General features: G+C 69.6%; 11 protein-coding genes. 7 read left to right on the forward strand and 4 right to left on the reverse strand.

The window, feature by feature from the left end:
- Nucleotides 1-117 precede the first annotated feature (117 nt).
- The 4 genes from ACFYW8_RS30860 (at nt 118) to ACFYW8_RS30875 (ending at nt 4,023) form a co-directional block, all read left to right on the forward strand.
- Entirely contained in the window at nt 118-1,008 is an 891-nt protein-coding gene (locus ACFYW8_RS30860; protein WP_389084236.1) for a hypothetical protein, read from the forward strand.
- Between the two features lie 372 nt (nt 1,009-1,380).
- Nucleotides 1,381-2,883 (forward strand): MFS transporter, encoded by a 1,503-nt coding sequence (locus ACFYW8_RS30865; protein WP_389084240.1) that lies wholly within the window; start codon nt 1,381-1,383, stop codon nt 2,881-2,883.
- Between the two features lie 238 nt (nt 2,884-3,121).
- Entirely contained in the window at nt 3,122-3,679 is a 558-nt protein-coding gene (locus ACFYW8_RS30870) for a hypothetical protein (RefSeq protein WP_389084244.1), read from the forward strand.
- The gene (locus tag ACFYW8_RS30875; protein ID WP_389084248.1) at nt 3,640-4,023 is read left to right on the forward strand and encodes a hypothetical protein; all 384 of its coding nucleotides are present in this window, start codon (nt 3,640-3,642) and stop codon (nt 4,021-4,023) included. The genes ACFYW8_RS30870 and ACFYW8_RS30875 overlap by 40 nt, the downstream gene beginning before the upstream one ends.
- Before the next feature lie 245 nt (nt 4,024-4,268).
- Here ACFYW8_RS30875 and ACFYW8_RS30880 read toward each other — a convergent pair whose 3' ends face one another.
- Nucleotides 4,269-5,312, reverse strand: coding sequence for an alpha/beta fold hydrolase (locus ACFYW8_RS30880; protein WP_389084251.1), 1,044 nt, complete (start codon nt 5,310-5,312; stop codon nt 4,269-4,271).
- Between the two features lie 714 nt (nt 5,313-6,026).
- Here ACFYW8_RS30880 and rph point away from each other — a divergent pair.
- Entirely contained in the window at nt 6,027-8,630 is a 2,604-nt protein-coding gene (gene rph / locus ACFYW8_RS30885) for a rifamycin-inactivating phosphotransferase (protein ID WP_389084255.1), read from the forward strand.
- Nucleotides 8,631-8,856: 226 nt separating this feature from the next.
- Here rph and ACFYW8_RS30890 read toward each other — a convergent pair whose 3' ends face one another.
- Nucleotides 8,857-9,522, reverse strand: coding sequence for a response regulator (locus ACFYW8_RS30890; RefSeq protein ID WP_389084258.1), 666 nt, complete (start codon nt 9,520-9,522; stop codon nt 8,857-8,859).
- Nucleotides 9,519-10,703, reverse strand: coding sequence for a sensor histidine kinase (locus ACFYW8_RS30895; protein WP_389084263.1), 1,185 nt, complete (start codon nt 10,701-10,703; stop codon nt 9,519-9,521). The genes ACFYW8_RS30890 and ACFYW8_RS30895 overlap by 4 nt, the downstream gene beginning before the upstream one ends.
- 207 nt (nt 10,704-10,910) lie before the next feature.
- Here ACFYW8_RS30895 and ACFYW8_RS30900 point away from each other — a divergent pair, with 207 nt between their 5' ends.
- Together ACFYW8_RS30900 and ACFYW8_RS30905 are read left to right on the forward strand one after the other, a co-directional pair.
- A complete protein-coding gene (locus tag ACFYW8_RS30900) occupies nt 10,911-11,837 on the forward strand; it encodes an ABC transporter ATP-binding protein (protein WP_389084266.1) in 927 nt (308 codons plus the stop codon).
- On the forward strand, nt 11,834-12,658 hold the full coding sequence (locus ACFYW8_RS30905; RefSeq protein ID WP_389084269.1) for an ABC transporter permease: 825 nt from the start codon (nt 11,834-11,836) through the stop codon (nt 12,656-12,658). The genes ACFYW8_RS30900 and ACFYW8_RS30905 overlap by 4 nt, the downstream gene beginning before the upstream one ends.
- A gap of 72 nt (nt 12,659-12,730) precedes the next feature.
- Here ACFYW8_RS30905 and ACFYW8_RS30910 read toward each other — a convergent pair whose 3' ends face one another.
- Nucleotides 12,731-13,234: a hypothetical protein gene (locus ACFYW8_RS30910; protein WP_389084272.1), complete on the reverse strand. Its 504-nt coding sequence runs from the start codon at nt 13,232-13,234 to the stop codon at nt 12,731-12,733.
- Nucleotides 13,235-13,328: the final 94 nt, after the last annotated feature.

The following is a 13,328-nucleotide window of genomic DNA, read 5'->3' on the forward strand; positions in this document are numbered from 1 at the left end:
CCGTGCGCGCCGAATCGGGGTCCCGAAGGCCTCCCGGTCGCCGTCCGGCCCTGGACGGGGGGCCACCGAACGGCCATCGACGGGAGAGCAATGCCTGCAGACATCGACGATCGAGCAGTGAGTGACTGGTGCCTCCAGCACCTGGGCTGCCCGGTCACCGAGCGCACTTTCACGGCGGGGAACCTGTCCGCGGTGTACGGCCTGCGGCTGGCAGACGACCGCGAGGTGGTGCTGAAGATCCGCGACGACGGTACGCGGCTGGAGTCCTGCACCTGGGTGCAGCGCCGGATGCGGCAGGCGGGCTTCCCATGCCCGGAGCCGTTGACAGGACCGTTGCCGCTGGGGTGGCAGGCCGCCAGCGCCGAGACTCCCCTGCCAGGCGGTGAAGCGCCCGAACCCCTGGACGCTCCCAGGCTGTTCGCCGGCCTGCTGAGCGACTTCGTGACCTGCGCGGAGGGTTTGGGTCCGCAGCCGTTGCTGCGGCCCGCCCCCGCCTGGGTCCACTGGTACCACAAGGAGGACGGCGTCTGGCCGGTACCGGATGACCGGGATGTCGACCTCAACGCTGAGCGGTGCTCTGCCACAGCGTGGGTCGATGAACTGGGCGGCGCCGTGCGCGAGCGGCTGGAGGAGGTCCGCGACGCCGTCTGTGTCATCGGGCACGGGGACTGGGACGGCCGCAACGTGAAGTTTCGCGACGGCCGGCCGCTCGCGGTCCACGACTGGGACAGCGTGGTCTACGAGCCCGAGGTGGTGATCATCGGCCAGGCCGCCGCCATGTTCGAATGCGGTCCCACCGGTGCGGGCGCGTCGGTCGAACGGACCGAGGCCTTCCTGGAGGAGTACCAGATCGCGCGTGGACGAGCACTGAGCGACGACGAACTGCAGCTGTGCTGGGCCGCGGGTCTGTGGGTGCGTGCCTTCAACGCCAAGAAGTTTCACCTGGACAACTTCGACGCGTTGGAGCGCGACGAAGCCGAGAAGAGGATGAGACGTGCGGGGATCTGACGTGACGATGCGACCGGAGCGGGGACCGGTGCCCTCACACAAGGCCGCGCCCCAGGGCGCCGCGAGCGGCCATCGCACAGCACACGCCGGGGCTTCTGGCCCGGTTTGACCGCGGCCGGCGCCAGAAGCTCGCTGACATCCACGGCCCCGCCCCCGCCCCCATCCCCGTCCTCGCCCCGTCCTCACCCGCCGCGGCGGGCACCGCGGGTGGTGCGAGAAGCACTTGGGCCGGAGAACGGTGCGGAGGTGCCGGGCTGCGGGCTGCGGGCTGCGTGGGAAAGAGGTGTCACAGGAGGCCAGGCCTGACGGCTGCGACGCGCGCGGATGGGCTCCTTGCATGCGTTGGGCGGGGTGGCTGCTTAGCGTGACCCCATGACCACTGTCCAAGCCCGGCCCGCCCCCGACACCCGGCGGTGGAAGGCGCTCGCCGTCTGTCTGACGGCGGGCTTCATCTCGCTGCTCGACACCTCGATCGTGAACGTGGCGCTGCCCTCGATGGAGCACGGGCTGGCCGCCTCGGAGGCCGCCCAGTCCTGGGTGGTCTCCGGGTATGCCCTGACCTTCGGGCTGGTGCTCGTCCCTGCGGGCCGGCTGGGCGACATGCGTGGGCGGCGCCAGTCCTTCCTGCTGGGGCTGGCGCTGTTCACGCTGGCCTCGGGGGCGTGCGGTCTCGCTCCCAGCGCCTCCTGGCTGGTGTTGTTCCGCCTGATCCAGGGCGCGGCGGCGGGCATGGTCGCCCCGCAGACCTCGGGGCTGATCCAGCAGATGTTCCAGGGCGCCGAGCGGGCCAAGGCCTTCGGCCTGCTCGGCAGCGTCATCGGGATCTCGACGGCGGCAGGCCCGCTGGCGGGCGGTCTGCTGATCGACTCCGTAGGCACCGATGACGGCTGGCGCTGGGTGTTCTTCGTCAACCTGCCCATCGGGGTGGCCGCGTTCGCCGCGGGGCTGCGGCTGCTCCCCCGGTTCCCGGTGGCGACGGGCAGGCGGGAGGAGTTCGACCCGTTCGGCGTACTGCTCCTCGGCGGCGCCGTGCTCGCGCTCATGCTGCCGCTGGTGCAGATGCAGCAGTGGACCGGGCGGCTGAAGTGGGCCTTGCTGCCGGTGGCCGCGCTGCTGCTGGCCGCGTTCTGGGCGTGGGAGCGGCGCCAGGGACGGAACGGACGGGCTCCTCTGGTCGACCTGAACCTGTTCTCCCTGCGCTCGTTCACACTCGGCTCCCTGATCAGCCTGACCTACTTCGCGGGCTTCACCACCGTCTTCTTCGTCTACTCCCTGTTTCTGCAGAACACGGCCGGGTACAGCGCGCTGGCAGCCGGTGTCTCGGTGCTTCCCTTCGCGGCGGCCTCCGCGGTCGGCGCCGCCATCGGGGGCCGGCTCGTGATGCGCCACGGACGCAAGCTGGTCGTCTTCGGCCTCGCCGCGGTCGTGGTCGGACTGCTCGGTGTGATCGTGGCGGTACAGCTGGCGCCGCTGCAGAGTGTCGGCTGGGCCACGGCCCTGCCCATGGTCGTCGCCGGGATCGGCTCGGGCCTCACGGTCTCCCCCAACACGACGCTCACCCTCACCCGCGTGCCCGTACACCGTGCCGGTGCGGCCGGTGGGGTGCTGCAGACGGGTCAGCGCATCGGCTCGGCGGCCGGAATCGCCGTGGTGGGCGCGGTGTACTTCGCGCATCTGGCCGAGCACGGTCGCTCTGTCACGGCCATTCAGCTCGGGTTGCTCACCGCCGTCGGCATGAGCGTGATCGCACTGCTGCTGGCCGTCGCGGACCTACGGGTCCGCCAAGCACACCCCGAGCCTGAGCGGGCCGCGGAGACCGTCCGACGGGGTTCCGAGGAGGGCGGCGCCGAGGAAGTGGTCCGGCGTGGCGGCTGAGGAGCACGGCCTCCGGCCTGGAACGGGTCATGCTCGGTATCGCCTCACCGCGTCCACCCGGACGTGACGTGCCCCCGGTCTCGGACGATCTGGTCCGATTCGCTTGTCATCTCAGGTAGTTGGCCCTGTCAGACGTGACCATCCGAAGACGACGGCGGGTCCGCAACGGCTATCCTGCAGGCATTCGAACGATTGGGGTCCGGTGGGAATATTTCGGCGCGGAGAGCGTCGTGATGGGGTGGACACACCTCGCGACGGGGAGTTCGCGTTCCTGTCCGAGGCGGAGGCTGCCCGGTTGCGCACCTTTGTCCGCGAGGCCTTCGCGGAGCGCGGCATCGAGGTGACGGTCGAGCCGGGACGCGTGACCACGGACGCGGGCTGGCGTTTCGGCCTCAGCAATCTCGCGGCGGTGTGCCACAACGACAGCCGGGGCCCACGGCGCTGGCGGACGCTGGTAGACGAACATGTCGACCGGGTCATGCGTTCGATGCAGGGGCGGCAGGCTCTCAAGGCAATGCCGCGCGAACAGCTCCTGTCCAGGCTCTACCCCCGCTTCATTCCCAGCGATCCCCAAAGCCGGAAGGTCTTCGGGTACGCTCCCCAATCGGTGCCGGGGCTGCTTGAGGTGCTGGCGCTCGACCTCCCCGAAACCGTCGACATGCTGAACGCGGACTCTCTCGCCGATCTGGGCGAGATCACGGCCTGCGGGAGCGCGCGTTCCAGAACCTCCGGACCGTCCGCGTCGACAAGCACAAGGTGGTCAGGGACAAGGACGGCACCCACTTCGAGGTGCTGATGGGCGGCTCGTACTTCATCGCGAGTCTCGCCCTCGTCCTCGACGAGGTCGTACGCCGCTACACCAAGAACGCGCCGGCCCCGGACGGAATCCTGGTCGCGGTGCCGCACCGGCACCAACTCGCCTTCCACGTCATCCGCGACATGGGCGTGGCCCCCTCGCTCCACATCATGGCCCGGTTCGCCGCAGTGGGCTTCGAGGAGTCACCGGGCGCGCTGAGCCCCTCGGTGTTCTGGTGGCATGAGGGCAGTTTCACCCCGGTCGCCACACAGGACAGCGCCGGCCTGCACATCAAACTCACCCAAGAGGCGATGGACCTGACGGCACGTCTTGCGGGCGGGTAGCCAGTCCTGACTCAGCATCCGGCCTCGGTGTCACATTCGATGCACCACGGGCGGACCACATCGTTTGAGACGACGGGCACCGCCTGGCGGCACGAACCGGTCGGCACCCGTACTCCTTCGTTTCGCCGGTCTTCGTTTCGCCGATCTTCGACCGGGCCCTGGACGCCGCCCCGCCGGGACTCGGATCCCGAGTCCCGGCGGCGAGGAAGACGCCCATGGGGCGGCGTCCTGCCAAGGCCTGACGATCAGAAGCCGCTCGTCACCCGCGCGGCGTTCTTGGCGATGCTCGCGACGATCTGGTCGTGCAGCGGCGCGGGCAGGTCATGGCCCATCGTGTCGAGCGGCAGATAGGTCGAGTCGGCGAGCGCGGCATGGGTGGCCTCGCCGCCGGCGATTTTGATCAGCGGATCTTCGGCACCGTGGATCACCAGCGCCGGGAGCCTCAACTGCTTGAGGCTCTTCGTGCGGTTCGGCGCGATCAAGGCCGCGGTCACCTGACGTGTACCGCCTTCGGGGTGCTGCGCGCGGTCGTATGCCTGCGTCGCCATGGCGAGGCGGCGCTCGCGCTCACTGTCGGCGTAGGTCTTCGAGCCGATGGTCGCGTACAGGCCGGCGATCTGCTTGATCGCGTCGTCGCGACCGGGCGGCAGCGGTTTGGTCAGCTCCTCCAGCACATTGCCGTCGGCCATGCCGATGCTGATGTGCGGCGTGCTCATGATCGAGCACAGGCTGATCACGCGGTCCGTGTGCTCGATCGCCAGCAGCTGGGCGATCATCCCGCCCATCGAGGCGCCGACGACGTGCGCCTGCTCGATGCCGAGATGGTCGAGCAGTTCGACCGTGTCACGCGCAAGCGCCCTCAGGTAGTACTGGCTCGGTGTGGTCTTCCATTCCGTCAGCCCGCTGTCGCGGTTGTCGGGACGGATCACCCGGTAGCCCCGCTCGCCGAGCGCGTCGACGATCTCCTGCGGCCAGTGGATCAGCTGCGAGCTGAGTCCCATGATCAGCAGCAGCGGCTCCCCGTCCGGGTCCCCCTCGTCACGGAAGCACATCCTCACCGTCGTCAACTCCGCGAACCGATCGCGATTGTCGCTCATGACATCCTCTCCGGCGGCTGAATCCCCCTGCCGACCAGACAGCGCCGGCTCGACGTGCGGTGAGAGCTCCGCAACGCCGGGCCACGGCGTCGTACCGGAAGGCAGAGTGGGGCGGGCCCGACGGCCCGTCCACGGAACAACGAACCAGCGATCAAGGAGACACGCCCTGGCCCCCGGCATATGCGGAAACATGAACTCCCTGCTCAGGACCCCAAGCACGGCCTGACAGCAACGGCGGGTTGGAGCGTGGTCCTCGGGTGCCGGCCCGTTCGAGCCACGACCATCTTGGAGCGTCCGTTCGGCGCACTCGGTCCGTCACTCGCGTGGCGCTGCGGTCGTCGGAAATGGCGGCACGCCCGACGTTCAGGTATCGCAGACAGGGGAAAGACCATCCGGTTCCGCGGCTGCGTCCGTAAACAAGATGGGAGATCCGCCCGGGCCGACGACGCCTGCCCGTACGCGGCGCGCCATCGCTTCGCGGGAAACCCGCCGACTCCCTTGGACGGCAAAAAAGGAAAGGCAAGGAGATCTCCTCTCCTTGCCACTCTCAACGTATAACGCACTGGGGGACTTGCCGCAAGACCCTGGTCACGACGCAGAATCGTCGGCCGATGCCACAAACTGCGGAAATGCTGACGCCACGTGCGCGCGTGGCTGTCGACGTATCAGGGGGACGCGGTGACGTCGCACCAGTGGTGAGACCGGAAGGTGCGGTCGAGGGCGCTCGGCGCGGAGGTACGGAGATGCGCGCCGACAGACCGCGCGGAGCGGCCGGCCGAGGCGTCGACGGGAAGGGCAACCAGGGATGAGGACATGCTCGGCAAGAGGTTCGACGGAGTTGGAGGCGCCGGTGATTCGACGGACCACCGCATTGCAACGGAGCGCGGCAGCCTCGGAGGTGTCGCGATGATCGAGCCGTATGTGCTGGATCTTCACGAGGTCGACGAGACTCACGTGCCGGTCGTCGGCGGCAAGGGCGCGCACCTTGGCGGGCTGTCGCGGATCGAAGGCATCCGCGTGCCGGGAGGCTTTTGCGTGACGACGGACGCCTTCCGGCGGATCATGGCGGAAGCGCCGTCGATCGACGATCTGCTCGATCGGTTGTCGGCCCTGGACCCGGACGACCGGGAGACGATCCGCACGCTCAGCGCGCAGATCCGTCGGACCATCGAAGGCATCGCCATCCCGGGCGATCTCGCGGAGACGATCACCCGTGCCCTCACCCGGCTCGGCGAGCGGGCCGCCTGCGCCGTCCGGTCCAGCGCGACGGCAGAGGACCTGCCGACCGCCTCCTTCGCCGGCCAGCAGGACACGTACCTGAACGTCGTGGGGCCGACGGCGATCCTCCGGCACGTCAGCCGGTGCTGGGCCTCGCTGTTCACCGAGCGGGCCGTGACCTACCGCCGGCGGAACGGCATCGACCACCGTACGGTCCACATGGCCGTGGTCGTGCAGCTGATGGTCTTCCCGCACGCGTCCGGCATCCTGTTCACGGCCGATCCCGTCACGGGCGACCGGAAGGTCGCCACGGTGGACGCCGGCTTCGGCCTCGGTGAGGCCCTGGTCTCCGGCCTGGTGAACCCGGACGTCTTCAAGGTGCGACACGGCGAAGTCGTCGCCAAGGCGATCGCCGCCGAACAACGTGCCGTTCAGGCCCTGCCGACGGGCGGGACGCGGGAAGTGGCGATCGACTCGTCGCGGCAGGACCAGCCTGCGCTGACGGATGCGCAGGTCGTACGGCTCGTGCAGCTCGGGCGCCGGATCGAAGCGCACTTCGGCCGCCCGCAGGACATCGAATGGTGCCTGGTCGATGACGGCTTCCAGATCGTCCAGAGCCGGCCGATCACGACGCTGTTCCCCATCCCCATCCCCGAGACCGGCGACCAGGAGAATCACGTCTACGTCTCCGTCGGTCATGGGCAGATGATGACCGACCCCATGAAGCCGCTGGGGTTCTCGATGTGGCGGCTGACGGCCATGGTGCCGATGCACGAGGCCGGCGGAAGGCTGTTCGTGGACGTCACCCGGCGCCTGGCCTCTCCCACCAGCCGTGCCGCTCTCCTGGACGCCATGGGGAAAGGCGATCCACTGATCAGGGACGCTCTGGAGACAGTCCTCGACCGCGACGATTTCGTCCCCTCGCTCCCGGACGCGGGTCCCGTCGGGCCGTCGGCGGGCGTCGCCTCCGCATCGATCGAGGCCGATCCGGCCGTCGTCACCGAGCTGATCGAGCGCAGCCGGGTGTCCATCGCCGCCCTGGAGCGCGACATCCGGACGAAGAGCGGACCGGCGCTGTTCGACTTCCTGCTGGAGGCCTTCGCGGAGCACAAGCGAGTCCTCAGCGATCCGCTGAGCATGCAGGCGATCATGGCGGGGATGGAAGCCACGTGGTGGCTCAACGACAAGCTGCGGGAGTGGCTGGGCGAGAAGAACGCCGCTGACACGCTCACGCTGTCCGCCCCCGACAACATCACGTCCGAGATGGGGCTGGCACTGCTCGACGTCGCGGACGTGATCCGCCCTCGTCCGGAGGTGGTGGCGTTCCTGCAGGGCGTCGAGGACGAGGGCTTCCTGGACGAGTTGGCGAAGGTCGCGGGCGGGACCGAAGCGCGCGACGCCATCGAGACCTACCTCGACCGGTACGGCATGCGCTGCGTCGGCGAGATCGACATCACGAGGCCACGCTGGCGCGAGCGACCCAGCACGCTCGTGCCCGTGATCCTGGACAACGTCAGGAACTTCGAGCCGGGCGCCGCCGAGCGGCGCTTCGAGCAAGGGCGGCGGAAGGCTCAGAAGAAGGAACAGGACGTGCTGTCCCGGCTGCGGGCCCTGCCGGACGGCGACCGGAAGGCCGACGAGACCAAGCGGATGATCGACCGGGTCAGAACCTTCATCGGGTACCGGGAATACCCGAAGTACGGCATCGTCAGCCGCTACTTCGTCTACAAGCGGGCGCTGCTGGAGGAGGCCGGGCGCCTCGTACAGGCCGAGGTGCTCGCCGAGAAGGAGGACATCTTCTATCTCACGTTCCAGGAACTCCACGACGTCGTGAGCTCGCACCAGGTGGACGACCGGCTCATCCAGCGGCGCAAGGAGGAGTTCCGGTCGCAGCACGCGCTCACGCCGCCCAGGGTGCTCACCTCGGACGGTGAGGCCGTCACCGGAGCGTACCGGCGTGACGACGTGCCGGCCGGTTCCCTGATCGGCCTGGCGGTTTCCGCCGGGACCATCGAGGGAAGGGCCCGCGTCATCCTTGACATGGCGGACGCCGATCTCGAAGCGGGCGACATCCTGGTCACGACCTTCACGGACCCGAGCTGGTCACCGCTGTTCGTCGGAATCGCGGGACTGGTGACGGAGGTGGGCGGCCAGATGACCCATGGCGCGGTCATCGCCCGGGAGTACGGCCTGCCGGCCGTCGTGGGCGTGGAACAGGCCACCCGGCTGATCCGGGACGGGCAGCGGATCCGCGTGCACGGAACCGACGGGTACGTCGAGATCCTGTCTTGACCGACCACGCCGAGGAACCCCGTCCGCAGCTTCCGGCCAGGGCCGTGGCGATGGCGATGGCGATGGCGATGGCGATGGCGGCGAGAGTCCCCTGAGGTCCTCCACTCTCGCAACCCGTTCCCACCGGAGGCGTGTTCGAGGATCCGGCCACCGGGGGGCGCGCGGCGTCAGCACCCCGAGCGCCGCGACGAGGCATTCAACCATGACCACGGGGCCCGGGGACCCGTCAGCCAGGCAGCGTGACGAGCCCCATCTCATAGGCGGTGATGACCAGTTGGACCCGGTCCCGGGCGCCCAGTTTGGTGAGGAGCCGTGACACGTGCGACTTGGCGGTGGCCACCGTGATGAAGAGGTCCCCGGCGATCTCCGTGTTCGACCGGCCACGTCCGACCAGGGTCAGCACTTCCCGTTCCCGCTCGGTGATGCCCTCGACCGGCCGTGGGGAACGCTCGGGAGGCGCCGCGGGACGTCGCCCGATGAAGTCGGCGATCAGACGGCGCGTCACACCCGGCGCGATCAGTGCGTCGCCGGCGGCGACGACGTGGATCGCCGCGAGGATGTCGTCCAGCGCCATGTCCTTGACCAGGAAACCGCTCGCGCCGGCCCGGAGCGCGCCGTAGACATGGTCGTCCTCGTCGAACGTGGTCAGGACGAGAACGCGAGTGGTTGCCGGACCGGCCGTGATCAGGCGGGTGGCCTCGATCCCGTCCATGCCGGGCATCCGGATGTCCATGACCACGACGTCGGGGCTGACATCCCTGACCAGCTGGACGGCCTCGGCGCCGGTGGCGGCTTCACCGACGACCTCCAGATCGGGGTAATCGGCCATGATCACGCGTAGACCGGACCGGACCAGCGGCTGGTCGTCGGCGAGCACCACCCGGACGGTCATCGTGCCTCCAGCGGAACTCCGACGGGTGCGGGCAGCGGCAGCCGGGCCGCCACCCGGAAACCGCCCTCAGGGCGCGGCCCGGCACTTAGGTGGCCGCCCAGCAGACCGACCCGCTCCCGCATCCCGATGATGCCGAAGCCGTGGGCCGAGCCGTTCCCGGTGGCGCCGCGCCCCTCGTCGACGACCTCCACGGACAGTTCCTCTTCTCCGTAGTCGATGACCACCCGGCAACGTCCGGTGCCCGCGTGCCGGACCACGTTGGTCAGCGCCTCCTGCACGATGCGGTAGGCGGACAGGTCGATGTCGGCCGGCACAGGACGCTGCTCCCCACCACAGCGCACGTCGACGCGCACCCCCGCGCCCGCCGTCGCTGCCGCCAGCCGTTCGACGTCCGCCAGCCCCGGCGACGGTGCGAGCGGTGACTGCTCCGACTGCTCCGAGGCGGTTGCGCCCCGGTCGGCCTGACGGAGCGACACCAACGTGCGCCGAAGGCCCGACAGAGTCTCCCTGCTCGTGGCCTCGATGGCGCGCAGGGCCTCGCGCGCCTCCGCCGGCTGGGTCTGGATGACCCGGCTGCCCACACCGGCCTGAATGGCGACGATGCCGATGCTGTGCGCGACCATGTCGTGCAGCTCCCGCGCGATCCGCAGCCGTTCGGCGGTCACGGCCTCGGCCACCTCCTGCGCACGCAGCGCCACCGCGTGCTCGCGACGCTCGCGACTCAGCAGACCGGCCATGCAGGACGCGGCCGACGCCAGGAGGGCGATCACCTCGTTGACGGCCAGGCCGTCCCCGTGTGCGAAGACGCCGATCACCAGGAACTGCACGGCGACAGACACGGCCACGGCGACAATCGAAGCGCGCCTTACACACGTGGCGACGATGAAACCCAGCACGAGGTCCACCGCCAGATACGACAGGAACTGGCCCTGGTACGACGCCGCCAGGCTCTCATGGCCGGAACTCGGAGGGCCCGTCACCACAGCGGTGGATCCGAAGAGCGTCATGGCCAGAGCCAACAGCGGCATCCGTCGCACCACGTCGGCGAGCAGGCTCACAGCCAGCAGTGCCCCGACACCGTGGACCGTGCCCGACGCCCGCGGCGCCGCCCCCACCAGCAGACCCACCACAAGGAGGTAGGAGGCACCTCCCGCCCAGGCCACGGCCTTGGTTCTGGTCATCGGCGGCATTCCCTCCCAGGCACAACACCGTGATGCGCGACGCGCTCGGACAACGGAGTGATCGTCATGCAATTCACGCCGCGAGACTAACCGGCCACCGCCGACGCGGCATCAGTCCGGGGACGTACGCCCACGGGACAGTGCGGCCGCACGATTGCCGCCCACGGCCCCATGTCCGGACGGGGCCCACTCGGCAGTGTGGGTACCGTGATCGAAGTCAGCGAACTCACCAAACGTTACGGCGGCAAGGCGGCCGTCAACCATCTGTCCTTCACCGTGCGGCCGGGCCAGGTCACCGGATTCCTCGGCCCCAACGGCGCCGGCAAATCCACCACCCTGCGGATGATCCTCGGCCTGGACGCACCCACCAACGGCACCGCCACCGTCAACGGCGTCCCATTCCACCGCCACCCGCGCGGACTGCGGCACGTGGGTGCTCTCCTCGACGCCGGACAGATCCACGGCGGACGCAGCGCCGAGGCCCACCTGTCCGCTCTGGCCCGCAGCAACGGCATCCCGCGGAACCGGGTGGACGAGGTGCTTCAGGAGGTGGGGCTAGGGCTGGCCGAGGCGGCGAACCGCCGCATCGGCGGATTCTCCCTCGGCATGAAGCAGCGCCTCGGCATCGCCACCGCTCTGCTCGGCGACCCGCCCGTACTCATTTTCGACGAGCCGATCAACGGCATGGACCCGGAGGGGGTCCGCTGGGTACGCCGGCTCTTCCGGCGACTGGCCGCCGAGGGGCGCACCGTCTTCCTCTCCAGCCACCTGATGTCGGAGATGGAGCACACCGCCGACCAGCTCGTAGTCATCGGCCGGGGCCGCCTCATCGCCGCCGAGTCGGTACGGGACTTCGCGGCCCGCGGCACCCGTGGCAGCGTCGTGGTGGGGACAGCGCAGGCCGTCGAGCTGGCAGCCTTGCTGACCGCGGCGGGCGCCTCGGTCGAGCCGGAGGGCTCGGCCGGCGCCGGGAGACTCGCCGTGACCGGGCTCCCGGCGCACCGGATCGGAGCGCTCGCGTTCGAGAACCGCATCCGGCTGGACGAGCTGACCACGCGCACCGCCTCGCTGGAGACGGCCTTCATGGAACTCACCGCCGACAGCACCGAGTACCTGGCGGGAGAGCCCCGATGACCACACTCGGTTCCGGCTCCGGGATCATCCCCCTCACCGAGTCACCCGCCCGCTTCCGCGACCTGTTCGCCTCCGAGTGGATCAAGACACGGTCCCTGCGCTCCACCCCGTGGACGATCGGACTCACCGTCCTGTTCGTCGTCGGGTCCGCCGCCGTGGCCACGTCTGCGGACAAGGCCGCAGGCTCCGGCCACGCTGATTTCCGCCCCTTCGACGCCTACCCGGCGGCCGGCTTCTGGACGCTGATGCTCGTCGCCGGCAGCATGGGCGCCCTCACCGTCGTGAGCGAGTACAGCAGCGGGCTGATCCGCACCACCACCGTGGCCGTCCCGGCCCGCGGCTCGGTCGTGCTGGCCAAGGCGGCCGTCACCGCCGCACTGTGGACCGCGGTCGGCACCGCCGCCTCCACCGGTTCCTTCCTGGTCTCCCAGGCCATCCTCAACGAGCGGCACGCCGGGGTCCCGATCACCCACCCCGGGGTGCTCCGGGCACTGGTGGCATCCGCGCTGCTGGCCCCGGTCTGCGCACTGATCGGCCTGGGCCTCGGCGTTCTGCTCCGGCACGGCGCCGCGACCATGGTCACCAGCGTCTTCACCCTGCTGATGCTGCCTCCCATGTTCTCGGAGGGCGATCGCTGGTCGGCCGACATCAACCACGCGATGGTGTCGGCCGCCTGGAAGCGCCTGGTCCAGAACTGGGAGCCGGGTCCCGGATCCCTGGGGTACACCGCCACGGTCCCCGGCTCCTGGATCGTGTACGCGCTCTGGCCGCTGATCACGATCGCACTCGCGCTACTCGTCGTGAGGCGCCGCGACGTGTGAGCGTGCCTCCGGAGGCGAGGTCCCGGTAGCTCGTCGCGGCCTCCATGACGGTCTCTCATAAGACATCTGTGCTCAGTGGCTCGTGGCCTCGGGTGCAGCACGAGGATGCTGAGCGAGCCGAAGGGCTTCGACCACAACGTCGGCGTCGACCTGTGCCGATGTCCTGTCGCCGTATTCGAGCATGTCGTACTCGTCGTCCAGGTCGGCGAGTCCTTCGACCAGGGGCAGTTCGTGCCCGAAGCGCTGGTGGATCCGAAAGACCAGCTCGCGTGGCGTCAGTTCGCCGGCCAGCATCCGGGCGGCGAGTGCTCGTGCGCCGGCTTCCTGTCCGGCAACGCTGCCCACTGGGTGGAAAGTGAGGCCCAGTTCGTCGAGGGCCGGGGGAAGCAGGTCGGGGACGTCGTAATCCGCCTCCGCGCGTGTGCACGCGGCCAGCATCCGCAGGGCTGGACTGTCGAGGCCGGCGACGAGCGCGCTACAGGCGCCGGCGACGACATCGGTTGCACGGATCTCGCCCATGCTCCAGAGCGCGGCATGGTCCTGTAGGGCGAGCGCTGCTGCTTCGGTCGACGTCACCCGCCGATGATTCCCTTCATGGCCCGTCCCGGTCGAGCCGGTTTCACCGACGTCTTTGTCGGGCGCTCTGCTCCAGCAGAGCTCGTGCGGAGTC

It is taken from the genome of Streptomyces sp. NPDC002742, assembly GCF_042888885.1.
Lineage (GTDB): Bacteria > Actinomycetota > Actinomycetes > Streptomycetales > Streptomycetaceae > Streptomyces.